We start from the raw sequence: 19,189 nt of genomic DNA on the forward strand, positions 1-19,189 counted from the left end.
CGCCACCGACGACACGACCCTGCACACCACCATCGTGCTGGACGACCCGCCCGACCCGCTCAGCTGAGCACCGTCACGGTCAGCTGAGCACCCGTCCGCCGCGTGCTCCCGGGAGCACGCGGCGGACGGACGGCGCCCGTCAGGCGGGTCCGCGCAGGGCGGCCAGTTCGCTCGCCAGGGTCGTCGTCAGGACGTTGCCGGGGCCCAGCAACCGCATGCTGTCGGCGAGCGTCGCGTCGTACAGGGCGATCGCCTGCTCCGTCCGCCCGGCCGACGCGAGGGCACCGGCGAGGTTGGCGCGGGAGTACAGGATGGCGGGGTGGTCCGGGCCCAGCACCCGCACCCGGTCGGCCAGGACCGCCTCGTGCAACGCGACGGCCCGGTCGGGCTGCCCCGCCGAGGAGTACGTGTAGGCGAGGTTGTTCCGCGAGCCCAGCGTCACGGGGTGGTCGCTGCCGAGCACCCGCACCATGTCGGCCACGGTCTGTTCGTGCAGCGTGATCGCCTCGTCCAGGCGGCCGGTCGCCGCGTAGGCGTTGGCGAGGTTGTTCCGTGAGTTCAGGGTGTTGGGGTGGTCCTCGCCGAGGATCCGGGTCCGGTCGGCCAGCGTCTGTTCGTACAGGGTGATCGCCTCGTCCAGGCGGCCGGTTGCCGCATAGGCGATGGCGAGGTTGTTCCGCGAGGTCAGGGTGTTCGGGTGGTCCTCGCCGAGGATCCGCATCCGGTCGGCCAGGGTCTGTTCGTACAGGGCGATCGCCTGCTGCAGCCGCCCCGCCGACATGTACACGCTGGCGAGGTTGTTCCGCGAGCCCAGCGTGTAGGGATCGTCCTCGCCGAGCACCCGCGTCCGGTCGGCCAGCGTCTGCTCGCACAGCTCGATCGCCCGCTGCAGCTGCCCCGCCGACCGGTACGCCATGGCGAGGCTGTTGCGGGACCGCAGCGTGTCGGGATGGTCGTTGCCGAGCACCCGCACCCGGTCGGCCAGGGTCTGCTCCGACAGCTCGATCGCGCGCTGCAGCTGCCCCGCCGACCGGTAGGCGTTGGCGAGGTCGTTGCGCGAGGTCAGGGTGTCGGGGTGGTCGCCGCCGAGCAGGTCGGTGCACCGGGCGGCCAGGCGGCCCCAGTACTCGACGGCGGCACCGGCGAGCCCGGCGGTGTCCAGGCTGGCACCGGCCCGGAACAGCAGCGGATGGGCCTCGCGCTGCCACAGGTGGTCCTCGCCGTGCCGGCGCAGCGCGGCCGTGTTGTCGCGCAACGTCTGGCTCAGCACCGGGTCGCGCTCGATCTCGGGCCAGATGTCGAGCAGGCCCTGCGCGTCCGCCCTGATCACGTCGGCGAGCGTGCCGGCGTCCGTCAGCTCCCGGACGCTGCGCTGCACGAGACCGTGCACCGTCACCCGGCCCGCGCCGGCGCCGGCCAGGCTGAGCCGGGTCAGGGCCGCGAGGGCGTCGCGGGCGTCGTCACCGTCGACGGCCGCGGCCGCCGGCGCGGCCGGGCTCCGGTGCTGGGCGAGGTGCTCCAGCACCGCCGGCGTGGACAGCAGCTCGACGGGAAGGCCGTTCGGGTCCAGCACGCTCAGGGCGGCGAGGAGCGGGCGGGCCACCCCGACGGGCCGCAACGCGTCCGCGACGTCCACCGACAGCGACAGCGACACCGCCACGGGCAGCCGGTAGTCGTCCGGGAGGCTGCCCGGAGCCAGGTCGGCCATGGTCCGGCGCCGGTCCGCGAACCGGCGCCGGTAGCCCTCGCAGGTGATGCCCAGATCGACGATGTACGCGGCCGCCTGCGCCAACGCCAGCGGCAGGTAGCCCAGGTCGGCGGCGACGCCGGCAACGTCGGCGTCCGTGCCGCGGCTCGGGTGGCCGGCCAGCTTCTCCACCAGGAACCGGTGCGCCTCGGCCGGGGTGAACACGTCGATCGGCACGACGTCACCGTGCGTGCTCAACGCGGCGTCGGTGCGCCGGGTCGTCACCATGACCCGGCCGGTCGCGGTCCGCGGCGGCCACAGCCCCTCCAGCGCCGACGGATCGCCCAGGTCGTCGAGCACGATCAGCCACCGCTCCCGGGTGTTCCCCAGGTATTCCAGGAAACGGGCCGCCGCCGCGTCCACGTCGTCGCCGTCCGCACCCGCCAGTCGCTGCCCGGCGGCGGCGTAGGCGGCCACGACGTTGGTCCGGCTGGTCGCGATGATCCACAGCAGGATCGCCACCTCTGCGTTGTTGCGGGCCCGTCGAGCCACCGCCGCCGCCAGCTGGGTCTTGCCGACGCCGCCAAGGCCGGACAGGATCCGTGCCGACCCGCCCATCAGGATCACCGAGCCGCTGCCGCTCAGTTCCGTGTCGATCCGGTCGGCGACCGGGCGGAGCTGGAAGCAGTGCGCGGCGTCCGGCACCACCCCGGCCGCGTACCTGAGCGGCACCCGTCGCGTCAGCGAGCCGCGCAGGTACGCCAGCAACGGGCCGGACGGCATGCGCTGCCCACGCACGTCCTCGATCTGCAGCGACCCCGCCACCTCCGGCAGCGGCTCCTCCGACAGCCGCAGCCCGAAGATCGGCTTGCCGGCCAGCTTGGCGTGGCTGACCTCCATCGCCACCCATCGCGACGCCGACGCGGCCGCGGACATGACCACGACCACGCCCGCGCACACCTCGATGCAATGGCGCAGCACGGTCTGCCACCGCTGCCCGGTCGGAATCTCGCGGTCGTGCCAGGCCGACACGCCCTGCTCGCCCAGGAACGCGATCAGTCGTGCGACATACGCGTCGTCGGTCCTGGAATAGCTGACGAAGAAGAAGTCCCCACCCTCCGGAACGCCGGCGCCGTCCACCCGCCACCGCGCCCCGCCGCGATCGTTCACCGCCGCGCGACCCTACCAAGGAACCACGGGATCGGTGTCGCTCTTGTCCCACCATGGAATCCACTTGTTCCAGTCGCTGAAGTTGTTGAAGTTGTCCCAGTCGGCGGCATCGACAGGGTGGCCGACTTCGCCGGTGCCGGCGTCGAGGAGGTCGGCGAGCAAGCCGGACCTCGACGCGGCCAGCTTTTCCAGAATCGTCATCGGATCCTCACGCGCGAGTAGTCAGATCGCTGAGCGCGCCCACGAGCGCCTTACGGGTATTGACGCAGTACGCTGTTTCGGTGGCCCGGAACGTGCCGTGTTCGAAGTAGCGGTTCCCCGCCTGCGCGCCGCGGCAATAGTCGTAGAACTCGCAGGTCGCGGCGCATTCAGCGAGCGCTTCGACGAATTCGGCGACATACCGCACGTCATGCGCGCGTCCGAGCATTTCCGGAAACGTCTCCCGGGTCACGTTCCCCACCACGAAGTCGCCGTATTCCGGGGCCGTGACGCCGGCCAGCTCCGGTGACAGCAGGACCGTGTCACCGTTCCACGCGACCGTCGGGATCGGGTCGTATCGCGGCCGCGGCGACCGGTCGCCGGCGCGCACCGAACGAAGATAGGTGAGCAGCCCGTCGACTTCGCGCACCGGCAGCGCCGATCCGGCCGACCTTCGCAGGAACAGCTGCCGCCAGAACTCCTCGGCGGCCGTGTGGTCGATGCCGGAGGCGCGGGTGTTGACGCCCTCGAGCTCTTCCAGGTTGAAGCCGACGCGCCGGGCGCCGAGCCCCTCGAAGAACTGCATGATCTCGCCGGCCCTCCCGATGGTGTCGGCGGTGATCACCGCGATGACCGTGAACGGCAGGCCGTTGCGGTTCAGCGCCGCGATGCCCCGCATCGCCCGGTCGAACGTCGGGCGCCCGGCCTGGTCGCGTCGCTGTGCGTTCGCCCATTCCGGGCCGTCGATGCTCACACCGACGGACACCCCGTGTGCGGAGAACAGCTCGCACCACGAGTCGGTGAGCAACCCGGCGTTGGTCTGCACCGCGTGCTGAATGCGGCCCGCGGCGCGCAGCTCGGCAAAAGGCATCAGCAGCTGCTCGAACCGGTCCTGGCGCAGCGACAGCGGTTCACCTCCGTGCCATACGACGGTAACGCGTCTGTCGCTGTCCTGGGCGGCGATGCCACGCGCGACGCCCTCGGCCACCGCCACGGACATCTCCAGCCGGCGGTCCCGCGTGGGCAAATAGCAGTAATCGCATCTCCACGTACATAAAGACGTCGGCTGGACAACGACAGTCCGAAACGTTCGGCTGACGTACCGGTCGAAGTCCATGCACGAAGGCTGCCGAGCGCGAGTGGCGTAGGTCAATGGTCGGAAGGCCGCAGACTTCGACCATTCGGGTAACGCTCGGGCACCGGCGTCTGCTGGAGCAGGAGCCGAATGCGATCGGCGTCGGGCATCTGCCGTTCCGCGTAGACGCGCAGGGCATCCGACAGGTGCCGCCGGGCGGCGGACGGGTCCCGGCGGGCGACCGCGGCGGCAAGGCCCTCGTGCGCGGCCGCGGTGTGCAGCGCGTTCCCGGTGCCGGCCGCGGCCAGCACCTCCCGGTGCAGGTCCGCCGCCTCGTCGGTGCGGCCGGCGGCTTTGCGGTGACGCGAACGGGGGGGGCGACACGGCCGGCCGCCGTCCCGTCCCGGCAACACCCGCCGCCGCCGCCCGGTACGCCGGGCCGGCGCATCCACCGTCAGTGCCTGGCGACGAGCACCGGGGTGTCGGCGTGTTCGAGCACGTGCTGGCTGACCGAGCCGATCCGCAGGCCGGCGAGGCCACCGTGCCCGGAGGCGCCGAGCACGATCATCAGCGCGTCCCGCGACTCGTCGAGCAGGACCTGCGCCGGCGCGCCTTGGACCACCCGCGGCCGCAGCTCGACGGCGGGGTCCTTGTCCGCGAGCCGGTCGAGGTCGGCGGCGAGCTCGGCGGCGACCCTGTCCGGGTCGGCGCGGCGGGCGAGCCGGCTCGCCGGCTGCTGCCAGGCCCGGACCGCGACCAGCGGCACCCCGCGGACGGACGCCTCGCGGAACGCCAGCTCCAGGGCCTGCTGGCCGCCCGGCGAGCCGTCGGCGCCGACGACCACCGGCTGGCGCGTCGGCAGCGCGGTCTCCGGGCCGGCCCAGCGTTCGGCGTGGTGCACGACGAGCACCGGGCAGTACGCGTGCCCCGCGAGGTGCCCGCCGACGGAGCCGACGAGCAGCGCGTGGAAGCCGCCGTGACCGTGCCAGCCGACGACGACCAGCTCCGCGTACTTGGACTGCTCGCGTAGCACCTGGACCGGCTGGCCGCTCCAGGTCGAGGTCGTCACGTGCAGCCCCGGATACCGGTGCCGGGCCTCGACCGCGGCGTCCAGCACCAGACCCTGCTCGTCGGTGATCTCCTCGGCCGGGCCGGGGACGCCGAGCACGTGCGTGATGCGCAGCGGCCGGCCGAGACGGACCGCGGCGTCGGCGGCCCAGCGGAGGGCGCCGAGTGCGGCCGGCGACCCGTCCACGCCCGCGATCACCGGCCGTTGGATGATGATGGTCATGACGGCCTCCTTCACGATGTGAGGGGCGGTACATCCTCCACAGTGACCCGGCGCCGTCCCCGCCGGAAGGGCCGCAACACCGTCACCTGCTTGACGACCGCAACCACGACCGCGACCAGGCACGTGGCACCGGCCGCCGCTGATCGGCAGGCCCTCTGCCGCCGTGGTGATTTGTGCGCCGTGGTGGGCAGGATGGCCCGATGGGACAGATGACCGCGTGGCAGGTCGAGCGGCCGGGGCCGATCGGCGGGCGACCGCTGCGGATGACGTCGTTGCCGGTGCCGGAGCCGGCGCCTGGTGAGGTGCTGATCCGGGTCCGCGCGTGCGCCGTCTGCCGCACCGACCTGCACCTGGCCGAGGGTGACCTGCCGCCGCACCGGCAGGGTGCCGTGCCCGGTCACGAGGTGGTGGGCGAGGTCGAGCAGCTGGGCGGGGACACCGGCGACCTGCGGGTGGGGGACCGGGTGGGGGTGGCGTGGCTGCGGCACACCTGCGGTGTCTGCCGCTACTGCCGTTCCGGGGCGGAGAACCTCTGCCCGTTCTCGCAGTACACCGGCTGGGACGCCGACGGCGGGTTCGCCGAGCACTGTGTCGCGCCGGCCGCCTATGTCTACCGGATGCCGCCGGGGTACGACGATGCCCACGCCGCCCCGCTGCTGTGTGCCGGGATCATCGGCTTCCGGGCGCTGCGCCGGGCGGAGCTCCCGCCGGGTGGCCGGCTGGGCCTGTACGGCTTCGGCGCGTCCGCGCACCTCGCGGCGCAGGTCGCGATCGCGCAGGGCGCCAGCGTGCACGTCCTGACCCGCTCGGCGCAGGCCCAGCGACTGGCGCTGGACCTCGGCGCCGCGTCGGCAGGTGACGCGTCGGGGGCGCCGCCGGAGCCGCTGGACGCCGCGATCCTTTTCGCCCCCGTCGGCGATCTGGTGCCCGTCGCGCTGTCGGCGCTCGACCGTGGCGGCACCCTCGCGGTGGCCGGCATCCACCTCACCGACATCCCGCCGTTGCGGTACGCCGATCACCTCTTCCAGGAACGGACCCTGCGCAGCGTCACCGCCAACACCCGTCAGGACAGCCGCGACTTCCTGGCGTTCGCGCAGGAGCACCCGCTGCAGGTCACCGTCACCCCGTATCCGCTGTCGGCGGCGGACCGGGCGCTCGCCGACCTCGCCGCGGACCGGGTGCAGGGCGCCGCCGTCCTGACCCCCCAGCCGGATCACTGAGCCGGATCACTGAACTGGGCGCCCGCGGCGGCGTCAGTTGGAGCGGATGGCCTGCGCCGTCTTCGTGGCCCAGGCCAGCGCCGCCAGCTGCTGGACCACCATGTCGCCGCCGATGCCCGCGATGCCGGCCAGGCCCACCGCGGAACCGGCGGAAGTGGGGGACGCGGTGCCGTGTTCGTGGGCGTGGACCGCGGCGAGCACGTCGCCGAGCGCGCCGGTGCCGTGCAGCAGCGCGTCGCGGACCATCGCGGCAAGGGGGAGCTTGCCGGCGAGGGCCTCGATCGGCAACCCGAGCAGCCCTGCGACGGCGTCCAGCAGCCCGGCGGTGAACGCCTCGTCGCCGGCCAGCCCGGTGCTCTCGGCGATCAACCTGCACAGCTGCGCGTGCACGAGGATGTCGGCCGTCTGCTCCTCGCCCGCCTCCGTGAGGTCGCCGATCAGCATCAGGGTCACCCAGTTGCGGATCTGCGCGGTGCCCAGCATGACGACCGCCTCGTGGACCGACGACACCCGGTGCGCCGTGCCGGTCGCCGCGGTGTTGACCGCCTGGAGCATCCGGTAGCTCAGCGCCGGGTCGCTCGACACGATGGACACGACCCGGTCCAAGCCGACGTCCGGCGCCATCAGCAGCCCGAGCAGATGGACGCAGCGCAGCCGCGACGCGCTCAGCGTGCGGGCCGTCACGACCGCCGGACGGCTGAGCGCATACCCCTGGAAGAGCTCGAACCCGAGCTTGTGCGCCTCGGTGACGTCCGCCGCGGTCTCCAGTCGTTCGGCCACGAACCGCAGGTGGGGGTGGGCCGCCCTGACGTCGAGGATGGCCCGCCGCTGCGCGGCCGTCGTGCTCAGGAAGTCGACCTTGACGTAGCTCGCCAGGCCGAACAGCCGCTCGTGCCCCGAGCCGGACACGAAGTCGTCCAGCGCGATGACGTACCCGCGCTCGACCAGCTTGGCGACGCCGGCGACCAGGCGGTCGTCGACCTCGACCGTCTCGAGCACCTCGAGGACGGCGTGTTCGGGGGCGAACGGCACCGGGAGCTCGCCGAGCAGGAAGTCGGCGGTGAGGTTGATGAAGCAGGGCCGGCCGCCGGCGAGCTCCTCCAGGCCGACGGTGGTGAAGGCGGCGACCATCACCTGGCTGGTGGCCAGGGCCCCGCCGTTCGTCGCGGACCGGGCCCCGGGCGAGTTGCGGAACAGCAGCTCGAACGCGGCGATGTCGCCCTGCCGGTCGTAGATCGCCTGGCGGCCGACGTGGACATCGGCGACCTCAGGGATGACATGCGACATGGATTTCCCGATCCGTGTGTGTGCGAACACCTTGCGTGACCAATGGTGACCGGCGGTGGCATCCGGCGGCGACGGCCGACCGTGCGCGAACCTCGCTGATCGCGGTACACCGGCCGGCCGCCGCCCCTGGCCGGACGGGGGACAGGACCCTCGGCCCGTCGCGGCGTGACCACCGGCCCTGCCGCCGGGCTCCGCGGCCACGCGATCCTTGACCTGTGCCGCCGCGACCGTCTCACCCCATCCACGCGGCGCGCGGCCCGCGCGCGGCGTAGCGTCGGGCGGGTATGCCCGGGATGGACTGCTGACCTGACGACCACGGCCCTGATCACGCATATCGCAGAAAGGACGTCCGGTGACCTCTGTCGCGGACCGCACCACCGATGAGAACCTGACCGACGCGCTCGGCCGGCCCAGTGACGACGAGGTCGCGCAGCTGGACGCATGGTGGCGGGCGAACAACTACCTCACCGTCGGCCAGATCTACCTGCAGGGCAACCCGCTGCTGCGCCGCCCCCTCGAACCTTCGGACATCAAGCCCCGGCTGCTCGGCCACTGGGGCACCAGCCCGGGGCTGTCGCTGATCTACGCGCACGTGTCGCGGCTGATCCGGATGACCGGCCAGGAGGCGATCTACCTCGCCGGGCCCGGTCACGGCGGTCCGGCGCTGGTGGCGGCCGGCTACCTGGAGGGCACCTACAGCGAGATCTACCCGGCGGTGCCGCAGGACGAGGCGGGCCTGCTGCGGCTGTTCCGGCAGTTCTCCAGTCCCGGCGGCATCCCCAGTCACGTCTCCGTGACCACGCCTGGCTCCATCCACGAGGGCGGCGAGCTCGGCTACGTCCTCGTGCACGCGTTCGGCTCCGTCATGGACAACCCCGACCTGCTCACGGTCGCGGTCGTCGGGGACGGTGAGGCCGAGACCGGCCCCCTCGAAGGCTCGTGGAAGGGCATCTCCTTCATCAACCCCACCCGTGACGGTGCCGTCCTGCCGATCCTGCACCTCAACGACGCGAAGATCGCCGGGCCGACCGTGCTGGGCCGCAAGGACCCGGCCGAGGTCCGCTCCCTGCTGGAGGGCCACGGCTACGAGGTCCTCGAGGTCGGCGGCGACGACCTGCCCGGCATGCACCACCGCTTCGCCGCCACCCTCGCCGAGGCGTGGGGCCGGATCCGGGCGATCCAGCGCGCCGCCCGCGACGGCGACTGGGACGGCAAGCGCCCGCACTGGCCGATGATCGTCCTGCGGTCGCCGAAGGGCTGGACCGGACCCGAAGAGGTCGACGGCATCAAGGTCACCGGCACGTGGCGCTCGCACCAGGTGCCGCTGTCCGGGGTCAAGGACAACCCGGAGCACCTGGCGATCCTGGAGCGGTGGCTGCGCTCGTACCGGCCGGAGGAGCTGTTCGACGACGCCGGCACGCCCGTCGCACTCGTCCGCGACCTGCCGCCGGACGGCGACCTGCGGATGAGCGCCAGCCCGCACGCCAACGGCGGCCGGCTCACCCGGGACCTGGACCTGCCCGATTTCCGCGACTACGCCGTCGAGGTGAAGACGCCCGGCGGTGCGCACGCGGAATCGACCCGGCGGCTCGGGGAGCTGCTGCGCGACGTGTACAGCGGCAACCCCGACCGGTTCCGGCTGTTCTGCCCCGACGAGACCAACAGCAACCGGCTCGGCGCCGTGTTCGAGGTCTCCGACCGCGCGTTCATGGAGCGGGTCACCGACACCGACGTCGCGATCAGCCGCGACGGGCGGGTCATGGAGGTGCTGTCCGAGCACAACTGCCACGGCTGGCTCGAGGGGTACACGCTCACCGGCCGGCACGGCATGTTCGCCACCTACGAGGCGTTCGCGATGGTGTCGGCGTCGCAGACCGTCCAGCACGGCAAGTGGCTGCAGGAGGCGAAGCGGCTGTCGTGGCGGGCGAAGGTGCCCAGCCTCAACGTGCTGCTCACCTCCACCGCGTGGCGCAACGACCACAACGGCTTCTCCCACCAGGGTCCCGGCCTCATCCAGGTCGTGCTGACCCAGCGTGGCGACGTGGCCCGGGTGTACCTGCCGCCGGACGCGAACACGCTGCTGTCCGTCGCCGACCACTGCCTGCGGTCCCGGTCGTACATCAACCTCATCGTCATCGACAAGCAGCCGCAGCTGCAGTGGCTGAGCATGGATGAGGCCGTGGAGCACTGCGCGGAGGGCGCCGGGATCTGGGACTGGGCCGGCACCGACGACGGCAGCACCGATCCCGACATCGTCCTGGCGTGCGCCGGCGACGTCGTCACCATGGAGACCGTCGCCGCGGCCCAGATCCTGCGGGAGCGGCTGCCGAAGCTCAAGGTGCGCGTCGTCAACGTGGTGGACCTCATGACACTGCCACGGCCGAAGGACCACCCGCACGGGATGAGCCCGACCCGGTTCACGGAGCTGTTCACCGACCGCGTCGACGTCGTCTTCGCCTTCCACGGCTACCCGGGCGCGATCCACCAGCTCGTGCACGGCCGGCCCGACGCGGACCGGTTCCGGGTCCGCGGCTTCATCGAGGAGGGCACCACCACGACCCCGTTCGACATGACGGTCCGCAACCGCGCGTCGCGCTACCACCTCGTGATGGACGCCATCAACAACGCCAAGCGGCTGCCCCGCGGCGCCACCGAACTCAAGGAATGGTGCGAGCAGAAACTCGCCGAACACGAGACGTACGTGGTGGAGCACCTCGAGGACATGCCCGAGGTCCGCGACTGGACCCTCGGCGACTGGGCAACACGCGGATGACCGCCGTACCGGCCCGGGCGGCGGACGCGTGCCGCCGGGGCCGGTCGTGCGTCGGCGACCGTCCATTGTGCTCGATCCGGTGGTGGTCCTGCCCCACGTCTTCCAGACGATCCGTCAGCCGTGCCGCGGGAGTGGATCCCGCGGCGTAACACGGCGGCGCGGTGTCCCGCTTCTTGATGGGAGGGCGCGGATCAGGGACTGGAGAGGGCGATGGGGGTGGGCGCGATCGGGCTGTGGTTCGGGTCCGGGGCGGCGGCGTTGCGCCGGCGGCGGAGCTGGTCCGCCCGGCGGTACGCGGAGCTGCTGGCGCGGCTGCGCGAACTCGAGTCCGGCCGCGCGACCGGTGGCAACGGATCCGATGCCGACGCGGCCCACACCGTCGACCGGCGGGCGCGGGAACTATCTGCCGTCATCGGTGCGACCCGCGCCGCCACCGACCCGGCCGTGCGGGCCCTGACGGCCCGGGCCGAGACGGCGTTACGGCACGCGTTGCGGGACCTGTGCGAGCTGGCGCTCGCCGGCGATCCGGCGGTGCCGGACCTGGCGGCGTTCGACGCCACGGTGCGCCGGCTCGCCGCCGCCGTGCCGTTGACCGTCCAGGTGACCGTCGACGCCGTGCCGGCCGCGCCGATGGCGGTCTCGACGGCCTACGCGGTGATCTGTGAGGCGCTCGGCAACGTCGTCGGCCACGCCGGCGCGCGGCGGGCGATCGTCACGGTGCGCCGCCACGGCCCGACGGTGCAGATCGCGGTCAGCGACGACGGCGCCGGCGGCGCGCAACCGGTCATCGGCGGCGGCATCGTCCTGCTCGCCGCCCGGATCACCGCGCTCGGTGGCATACTGCACGTCGACAGCCCGCCCGGCAGCGGCACCCACCTCACCGTGGAGCTGCCGTACCACACGTGAAGCCGGTGCCGGCAGCTCGCGCAGATCAGGCGGTCGGGACGACCGTGACCGGGATGCCGTTGAGGACGCTGTTGCCCGACAGCGGGTCGATGGCCCGGTCGTCGGTGAGGATGTTGCTGTTGACGCCGGGGCTGGCGGCCGCGACCGGCATCCGGGTCCCGGGCGCCCCGTGCCCCCAGCCGTGCGGCAGGCTCACCACGCCCGGCATCACCGTGTCGGTGATCTCGACGGCGACGGTGAGCGTGCCGACCCGGGAGGCGACGGTCGCCTGGGCGCCGTCGGCGAGCCGCAGCGCTGTCGCGTCGCTCGGGTGGATCTGCAGCGTGCACCGGTCGCGGCCCTTCATCAGCGCCGGCACGTTGTGCATCCAGCTGTTGTTGGAGCGCAGGTGCCGCCGGCCGACGAGGACCAGGCCGTCGCTGGGGCGGTCGAGGGCCGCCCGCAGCCGGTCGACGTCGGCGGCGACGGGCTCGGGGCACAGTTCGACCTGCCCGCTCGGGGTCCGCAGCACCTCCGGGATCCGTGGCTGGAGCGGCCCGAGGTCCAGGCCGTGCGGGTGGTCGAGGAGCCTGCGCAGCGTCAGCCCGTCCGGTTCGGCGCCGAACCCGTCACCGTAGGCGCCGAGCCGCAGCCGGGCATCGAGGAGGCGCTCGGCCGGGCCGTCGCCGTCGACGAGGTCCCGCAGCTGCGCCACGGGCCGGCCCGCGACCGGCGAGTCCGGGTCGTCGGCGGCGCGCCGCAGCAGCTGCGCCAGCAGGTGCTCGTGCCCGGCCGCCACGTCCGTGCCGCCCTGGCCGGCCGCGATGAGGGTGAGCCGGGCGAGGATGTCGCTCTCGTCCATGCCGCCGGGGTCCTTCGGCAGCACCGGCGGGGAGTACGCGGCCATGTTGTGCACGACCAGGGTCAGGAACGCGAAGTCGTAATGCCCGACCCGGGCGGGGTCGGTCGGTGGAAGGATCACGTCGGCGTGCCGGGTGGTCTCGTTGAGGTACGGGTCGACGCTCACCATGAACTCGAGCCCGGCGAGCGCCTCGTCGAGCTGGCCGCTGTTCGGCGTCGACAGCACCGGGTTGCCCGCGACGGTGACGACGGCCCGGACCTGCCCGTCGCCGGGCGTGGTGATCTCGTCGGCGAGCGTCGCGACCGGCAGCTCACCCTTGACCTCCGGCAGCCCTCGCACCCGGCTGGCCCACCGCCCGACCCGGAAGCCCTTCCCGCCCGGCCGCTGGTTCTGCCGGGCGTGCGGGGCGAGGGGGAACATCACCCCGCCCGGCCGGTCCAGGTTGCCGGTGAGGACGTTGACGACGTCGACCAGCCAGCTGGTCAGGGTGCCGAACTCGACCGTGCAGGTGCCGATCCGGCCGTACACGGCGGCGGCGGGCGCGGCCGCGAGCTCCCGGGCGAGCCGGCGGATGTCGGCGGCCGGCACGCCACAGCGCGACGTGACGACCTCGGGTGCGAAGTCCTTGGCGAGGACCTCGACCTGCTCGACGCCGCGCACGTGCCCGTCGAGCCGGCCCAGCGCGACCAGGTCCTCGTCGAACAGCGTGTGGACGAGCCCGAACAGCAGCAGCGCGTCACCGCCGGGCCGGATGAAGACGTGTTCGTCGGCCATCGCGGCGGTACGGGTCCGCCGCGGGTCGACGACCACGAACCGCCCGCCGCGGGCCTGGACGGCGGCGAGCCGGCCCGGGAAGTCCGGGGCCGTGCACAGGCTGCCGTTGGACTCCAGGGGGTTCGCGCCGATGAGGACCAGCAGGTCGGTCCGGTCGACGTCGGGCACCGGGATCGCGTCGGGGTTGCCGTACAGGTAACCGCACGACACGTGCTTCGGCATCTGGTCGACGGTGCTGGCGGAGTACACGTTGCGGCTGCCGACGGCCTTGACGAGCGGGCCGCCGTACAGCGGTCCCGCCATCGTGTGCACGTTGGGGTTGCCCAGGTAGACGGCGACGGCGTCGCGCCCGTGCCGGGACACCACGCCGGTCAGCCCGGCCTCGACCGCGGCGAATGCCTCGTCCCAGGTGACCTCGTGGTGCTCGCCGTCGGCGCCGCGCAGCAGCGGCCGCCGCAGGCGGTCGGGGTCGTGCACCACCTGGCCGAACGTGGCACCCTTCGGGCAGATGAAGCCGGCGCTGAGGACGTGGTCCCGGTCGCCGCGGGCCGCGGTGATCCGGTCCTCGATGACGGTGAGCTCGAGACCGCAGACGGCCTCACACAGCGGGCAGGTCCGGTATGCCGTGCGGGTCGCGTTCATCGTGCCTCACCGTCGTTGGTCGAGGATCGTCGTTGTCAGCTTCACCCGTGAGACGCGGTCCCAGCAAGCGCTGCCGTCGTCCCCCGGCTGGCTGGCGGTGGCCGGGCGTCGTTCAGGCCGCTGTCGTTGCTGCCGCTTTCACCGCCGCCGCTTTCACCGCCGACAGGAATGCGATCAGCGCGGGAGCCGGCGGGGTGTCGCGCGTGACGGTGACGAGGCGGCGCTGGAGGGTGGCCTCCGCGAGGTCGCGGACGGCGAGCCCCGTGTCGCCGGCCGGCAGGGCGAGCGGCGGCATCAGGGCGACGGCTCCGGCGGCGCGGACGAGTTCGAGCTGGACGTCGGCGTCGTTGGAGCGGTGCCGGACGTCGGGTTCGTAGCCGCCGAGCGTCCGGCAGGTGCCGACGACCATCGCATGGTGGCCGGTCCCTTCGGCGGACGAGGTCCACACGTCGGAGCGCAGGCTGCTGATCGCGACGGGCGCGCCGGACACCGCGAGCGGATGGTTCGCCGGCAGCACCACCCTGATCGGCTCTTCGAGGAGGACCGAGAAGCGCATCCCGGCCGGGCGTGGGCGGGGATGACCGTCGTACTCGTCGCCGATGACCAGGTCGACCGCGCCCAGCCGCAGACCGGGCAGGGCCTGTTCGAGCTCCAGCTCGAAGATCTCCACCCGGACCTGCGGGCTGCCGGCCTGCATGCGGGCCACGGCGGGCACGAGCAGGCGGCGGGCCGCCGACTGCAGGCCGCCGGCGCGCACGGTGCCGCGGAGGTCGCCGCCGAGCCCGGCGAGGTCGGCCTCCGCCGCCTCGGCCGCCGACAGCAGGATCCGCGCGTGCTGGGCCAGGAGCCGCCCGGCGTCGTTGAGACGTACGCCCCGGCCGGCCTGCTCCAGCAGCGGCCTGCCGACGTCCTTCTCCAGCAGCGCCAGCTGCTGCGAGATCGTGGACGGGCTGTAGCCGAGGGCCGCGGCGACCGCGGCGAGGGTGCCCCGCTCCTCGAACTCGCGCAGGAACCGCAGGCGCCGCAGATCCAACGCGACCATGCGGGAATCCTAACGAATCAGCACCGGGATTCATCGCTGGACCCGCACGGTGTTCTGGCCGATGCTCGACCGCATGGGTCCGGCACTGTGTCTCGTCTCCGCGGCGTGCTTCGGCGCGCTGGCAATCTTCGGCAAGTTCGCCTACGACGCCGGCGTCTCACCCTCGGCCCTGCTGCTGGTCCGCTTCACCCTCGCGGCCGCGCTGCTCGGGGCGGTCCTGCTTCTGCGCCCCGACCTGCGCCGCGCGGCGCCCGGCGGACGGCGCTCAGCCGGCCCCGCGGATCAGGCGCCGACCCGCCGGCTGCCGGCCCACCGGGTGCTGGCCACCGCGATCGGGCTGGGCGCGATCGGCTACGCGGCGCAGGCGAGCCTGTTCTTCTCCGCGCTGCGGCTGATGGACGCGTCGCTGCTGTCGCTGATCCTCTACACGTACCCGGTCCTCGTCACCGTCGCGGCGGTGCTGCTCGGCCGGGACCGCCTCACCGCCCGCCGCGCCGCCGCGCTGGTGGCCGCGTCGGCCGGCACGCTGCTGGTCCTGGCCGGCGCGGGCGGCGCGAGCTTCCACCCGCTCGGGGCGCTGCTCGGCTTCGGCTCGGCGGCCGTCTACACGGTGTACATCCTCGTCGCCGACACCATCGTGCACCGGCTGCCACCCGTCGTGCTGTCGGCGCTGGTGATGACCGGCGCCGCCGGCGCACTCGCCGCCCGCGCCACGTTCACCGGCGGCGTCGACCTGACCTTCCGGCCGGCGGGATGGTTCTGGCTGGCATGCATCGCCGTCGTGTCCACGGTCGCGGCGATGCTGACCTTCTTCGCCGGCCTGCAACGCACCGGCCCGTCCACGGCCGCCATCCTGTCCACGTTCGAACCGGTGGTCACGACCGCCCTGGCCGCGCTGACCCTCGGCGAGTCCCTCACCCCGCTCCAACTCGCCGGCGCCGCTTTGGTGCTGTCCTCCGCCGCCGTGCTCCAGACCGCGAGCCGCCCCAAACCAGCATCCGGAACGGCCGAACACGCCGCGCGTGCCCCGTCACGGACCCAGCCCGCGGACGTCCCGGTCCAGACCGGCTCGTAGGCGGCGGGCGAAAGCCGGCGCCGGCTGGGTGCGGCCGGCGCCGGGGGACAGTCGTCAGGGGGTCAGGTCACGGGGACGTCGCGCCGGCGGAAGCCCGCGAGACCGGCCGCGACCAGCGCGACCGTGATGACGGTGAGGATCAGCAGTGGCACCACCGTCACCGGCCCGCCGGGGACGCGCGGGATGTGGGTGAACGGGGACACGTCCAGCAGCGCCTGGCTCAGCTGGAGTGCGGCGCCGATCTGGCCCAGGACCACGCACACCGACAGCGCCGCCCAGCCGATCGCGGGCGCCCGGCGGGGGGCCAGCCCGAAGACCGCCACGGTGAGGGCCGCGAGGACCCAGATGGCGGGCAGCTGCACCAGCGCGCCGCCCAGCACGCGGGGGACCTCCCGGCCGATGTCGCCGGTGGTCGCGCCGTAGAACAGCCCGGCGGCCAGGCCCGTGACGAGCATGACCACGGTCGGGCCGAGGAACGCGAAGACCAGGTGGCTGGCGGCCCACCGCAGCCGGCTCACGCCGGTGGCGAGCAAGGCCTCGCTGCGCAGGGCCGCCTCCTCGGTGCGCATCCGCAGCGCGGCGGAGATCCCGTAGGCGGCGACGGCGATCGCGCCGAGGCCGAGCGTGCCGGCGAGGAACACGTCGGCTGCCCCGGACGCGCCACCGATGCGCTGCATGATCTTGGTGAGTTCCTCGTTGTCGGCCAGGAGGTCGGCGGAGGTCTTGGCGACCCCGCCGAACAGCAGCCCGCCGACGATGCCGAGGCCGACGAGCCAGCCGAACAGCGATCCGCGGTGCAGCCGCCACGCCAGGGCGAGGGGGCTGGACAGGCTCGGGGCGGCGGACGCGGGGCCGAGGCGTGGTGGCAGCAGCCCGGCGCCGACGTCGCGGCGCGCGGACAGGCGCAGCGCCAGGGCGGTGATCGCGAGGGTGGCGACGATGATGACGCCGAACACCCACCAGTGATCACCGGCGTAGGCGTGCACGTTGTAGATCCAGCCGAGCGGTGAGATCCAGGACAGCCAGGACAGTCCGCTGGTCACGTCGCCGGCGCCGCGTACGCCGAACGAGATGCCGAGCACGGCGATGCCGATGCCTCTGGCCGCGCCGGCGCCCTCGCTGAGCTGGGCGGTCACCGCGCCGATCGCGCCGAACAGGATGCCGGCGAACGCCCAGGCCAGGCCCATGGCGAAGGCGCCCGCGGCCGGGGTGTCCTGGCTGATCATGCCGAGCGCCACGAGCACGCCGACGATCAGGCTCGCGCCGGTCATGGTGGCCAGCGCCGCGGCGACGGCGGCGTGCCGGCCGACCACGGTGGCGCCGAGCAGCTCGCGCCGGCCGGCCTCCTCCTCGACCCTGGTGTGCCGGATGACGAACAGCACGCCGATCAGCGCCATGATCACCATGCCGGTCGCGGCGCGCCAGAAGATCAGCGCGCCGAGGTTGGGGTCGCTGGGCTTCGGGCCGTAGAAGAGCAGCAGCAGGGGGCTGCTGCCGAGGTCGTTGATGTAGCCCTGCCGTTCGGCGTCGGTCTTGTACAGCGTCGCCGTGCCCGACGCCAGGGACAGCGGCAGGACGGCCAGGAACAGCATCCAGATCGGCAGCAGCACGCGGTCGCGGCGCACGATCAGCCGGGCGAGGGAACCGGTGCCGGTGAAGGCGGTCATTTCGCCGGCTCCGTCTCGTAGTGGCGCAGGAAGAGCTCCTCGAGCGTCGGCGGCTGGCTGACGAGGCTGCGCACGCCGTGCGACGTCAGCTGCCGCAGCACGGTGTCGAGCTGGGCGGAGTCCACCTGCAGCCGCACCTGGTTGGCCTCGACGTGCAGGTCGTGTACGCCGGCCAGGTCGGCCAGGCCGTTGGGCGGCGTGCTCAGCTCGGCGGAGATGAACGTGCGGGTCAGGTGCCGCAGCTGGGTCAGGGTGCCGGTCTCGACGGTCTTGCCCTGCCGGATGATGCTGACCCGGTCGCAGAGGGCCTCGACCTCGGACAGGATGTGGCTGGACAGCAGCACGGTGCGGCCGCGATGCTTCTCCTCGGCGATGACCTGCCGGAACACCTCCTCCATCAGCGGGTCGAGCCCGGAGGTCGGCTCGTCGAGCAGCAGCAGCTCGACGTCGGAGGCGAGGGCGGCGATGAGGCCGACCTTCTGCCGGTTGCCCTTGGAGTAGGCCCGGCCCTTCTTGCGTGGGTCGAGGTCGAAGCGCTCGAGCAGCTCGTCGCGGCGGGCCGGGTTGAGGCCGCCGCGGAGCCGCCCGAGCAGGTCGATGACCTCGCCGCCGGACAGGTTCGGCCAGAGCGTGACGTCGCCGGGCACGTAGGCGAGCCGGCGGTGCAGCGACACGGCGTCGTGCCACGGATCGCCGTCGAGCAGGCGCACGGTGCCGCCGTCGGCGCGCTGCAGGCCGAGCAGGATCCGGATCGTGGTGGTCTTGCCCGCCCCGTTGGGACCGAGGAATCCGTGCACCTCGCCCTGCGCGACGGTCAGGTCGAGACCGTCCAGCGCTGTGGTCTGGCCGAACCGTTTGATCAGTCCGGCGACCGAAATGGAATTTTCCATGCTTCAGACGCTACACTCGTTTCACACAAGTGTGAAAGTACGTGTTGGACAATTGACGGATGGAACCGCAGATGCCCCAGCGACCGCAGCGCGACGAGGCCGCGTTACGCGCCTTCGTCGAGGACATGGCCAGGCTCCTCGGCGACTGGGGCTTCCCGCGCATGGCCGGCCGGGTCGTCTTCACCCTCATGGCCGCCGACGAGCGGTCCCTGAGCGCCGGCGAGCTCGCCGACCGGCTGGGCGCCAGCCCCGCCGCCATCTCCGGCGCCGTGCGCTACCTGGGGCAGCTCGGCATGCTCACCCGCGAGCACATCCCGGGGTCACGGCGGGACCGCTACCGGCTGGTCGACGATTCCTGGTACGAGGTGACCGTCGCCAAGATGACGCTGCTCAAGACGCTCGCCGACGCGGCCGGCGAGGGCGCTGCCGCGGCCGGCGGCCCCGACACCGTCGCCGGCGCGAGGCTGGCCGGGATGCGCGACTTCTACGACTGGATCCAGGACAACATGCCGTCGCTGCTGGACCAGTGGGCCGCGGTCAAGGCCGCCAAGGCCGGACAGCCCCCGCCCGAGGCCACCGGCCCGGCGGTCGCCGACTCCACGGTCCGCCCCTGGTGACCCCCGGACTTTCCGCCGCGATGTGAGGGAACCG

General features: G+C 73.1%; 15 protein-coding genes. 5 read left to right on the forward strand and 10 right to left on the reverse strand.

What is annotated here, in order from left to right:
* Positions 1–139: 139 nt before the first annotated feature.
* From fxsT to AB0K00_RS14575, 5 genes are all read right to left on the reverse strand, one after another.
* Positions 140–2,857 carry an FxSxx-COOH system tetratricopeptide repeat protein gene (gene fxsT, locus AB0K00_RS14555; protein ID WP_363520387.1) on the reverse strand — a complete coding sequence of 906 codons (2,718 nt, stop codon included), beginning with the start codon at positions 2,855–2,857 and terminating at the stop codon, positions 140–142.
* 12 nt (positions 2,858–2,869) lie between these two features.
* Entirely contained in the window at positions 2,870–3,058 is a 189-nt protein-coding gene (locus tag AB0K00_RS14560) for a hypothetical protein (protein WP_363520389.1), read from the reverse strand.
* A 7-nt stretch (positions 3,059–3,065) separates the two neighbouring features.
* Entirely contained in the window at positions 3,066–4,172 is a 1,107-nt protein-coding gene (gene amcB, locus AB0K00_RS14565) for a cyclophane-forming radical SAM peptide maturase AmcB (protein WP_363520392.1), read from the reverse strand.
* A gap of 32 nt (positions 4,173–4,204) precedes the next feature.
* On the reverse strand, positions 4,205–4,441 hold the full coding sequence (locus AB0K00_RS14570; RefSeq protein WP_363520395.1) for a hypothetical protein: 237 nt from the start codon (positions 4,439–4,441) through the stop codon (positions 4,205–4,207).
* 143 nt (positions 4,442–4,584) lie between these two features.
* On the reverse strand, positions 4,585–5,421 hold the full coding sequence (locus AB0K00_RS14575) for a universal stress protein (RefSeq protein WP_363520398.1): 837 nt from the start codon (positions 5,419–5,421) through the stop codon (positions 4,585–4,587).
* A gap of 200 nt (positions 5,422–5,621) precedes the next feature.
* Between AB0K00_RS14575 and AB0K00_RS14580 the strand changes: the two genes are divergently transcribed.
* Positions 5,622–6,641, forward strand: a complete 1,020-nt coding sequence (locus AB0K00_RS14580) for a zinc-dependent alcohol dehydrogenase family protein (protein WP_363520400.1) — start codon at positions 5,622–5,624, stop codon at positions 6,639–6,641.
* 33 nt (positions 6,642–6,674) lie between these two features.
* Here the strand turns inward: AB0K00_RS14580 and AB0K00_RS14585 are convergent, their stop codons facing one another.
* Complete coding sequence (locus tag AB0K00_RS14585) at positions 6,675–7,928, reverse strand: HDOD domain-containing protein (protein WP_363520402.1); 1,254 nt, start codon at positions 7,926–7,928, stop codon at positions 6,675–6,677.
* Between the two features lie 388 nt (positions 7,929–8,316).
* Here AB0K00_RS14585 and AB0K00_RS14590 point away from each other — a divergent pair, with 388 nt between their 5' ends.
* Both AB0K00_RS14590 and AB0K00_RS14595 read left to right on the forward strand, forming a co-directional pair.
* Positions 8,317–10,701: a phosphoketolase family protein gene (locus AB0K00_RS14590; RefSeq protein WP_363521029.1), complete on the forward strand. Its 2,385-nt coding sequence runs from the start codon at positions 8,317–8,319 to the stop codon at positions 10,699–10,701.
* Between the two features lie 210 nt (positions 10,702–10,911).
* On the forward strand, positions 10,912–11,607 hold the full coding sequence (locus tag AB0K00_RS14595) for a hypothetical protein (protein WP_363520405.1): 696 nt from the start codon (positions 10,912–10,914) through the stop codon (positions 11,605–11,607).
* Between the two features lie 25 nt (positions 11,608–11,632).
* Here the strand turns inward: AB0K00_RS14595 and AB0K00_RS14600 are convergent, their stop codons facing one another.
* Positions 11,633–13,864 (reverse strand): molybdopterin oxidoreductase family protein, encoded by a 2,232-nt coding sequence (locus AB0K00_RS14600; protein WP_363520407.1) that lies wholly within the window; start codon positions 13,862–13,864, stop codon positions 11,633–11,635.
* Positions 13,865–13,976: 112 nt separating this feature from the next.
* Positions 13,977–14,906 (reverse strand): LysR substrate-binding domain-containing protein, encoded by a 930-nt coding sequence (locus tag AB0K00_RS14605; RefSeq protein ID WP_363520410.1) that lies wholly within the window; start codon positions 14,904–14,906, stop codon positions 13,977–13,979.
* A 73-nt stretch (positions 14,907–14,979) separates the two neighbouring features.
* Between AB0K00_RS14605 and AB0K00_RS14610 the strand changes: the two genes are divergently transcribed.
* Positions 14,980–15,981, forward strand: coding sequence for a DMT family transporter (locus AB0K00_RS14610; RefSeq protein WP_363520412.1), 1,002 nt, complete (start codon positions 14,980–14,982; stop codon positions 15,979–15,981).
* A gap of 62 nt (positions 15,982–16,043) precedes the next feature.
* On the opposite strand, the gene AB0K00_RS14615 is transcribed toward AB0K00_RS14610, so the two are convergent.
* Both AB0K00_RS14615 and AB0K00_RS14620 read right to left on the reverse strand, forming a co-directional pair.
* On the reverse strand, positions 16,044–17,648 hold the full coding sequence (locus AB0K00_RS14615) for an ABC transporter permease (RefSeq protein ID WP_363520414.1): 1,605 nt from the start codon (positions 17,646–17,648) through the stop codon (positions 16,044–16,046).
* Entirely contained in the window at positions 17,645–18,538 is an 894-nt protein-coding gene (locus AB0K00_RS14620; RefSeq protein ID WP_363520417.1) for an ABC transporter ATP-binding protein, read from the reverse strand. The genes AB0K00_RS14615 and AB0K00_RS14620 overlap by 4 nt, the downstream gene beginning before the upstream one ends.
* Before the next feature lie 59 nt (positions 18,539–18,597).
* Here AB0K00_RS14620 and AB0K00_RS14625 point away from each other — a divergent pair, with 59 nt between their 5' ends.
* Positions 18,598–19,155: a MarR family transcriptional regulator gene (locus tag AB0K00_RS14625; RefSeq protein WP_363520420.1), complete on the forward strand. Its 558-nt coding sequence runs from the start codon at positions 18,598–18,600 to the stop codon at positions 19,153–19,155.
* Positions 19,156–19,189: the final 34 nt, after the last annotated feature.

It is taken from the genome of Dactylosporangium sp. NPDC049525, assembly GCF_040676755.1.
In the GTDB taxonomy this organism is placed as follows: domain Bacteria; phylum Actinomycetota; class Actinomycetes; order Mycobacteriales; family Micromonosporaceae; genus Dactylosporangium.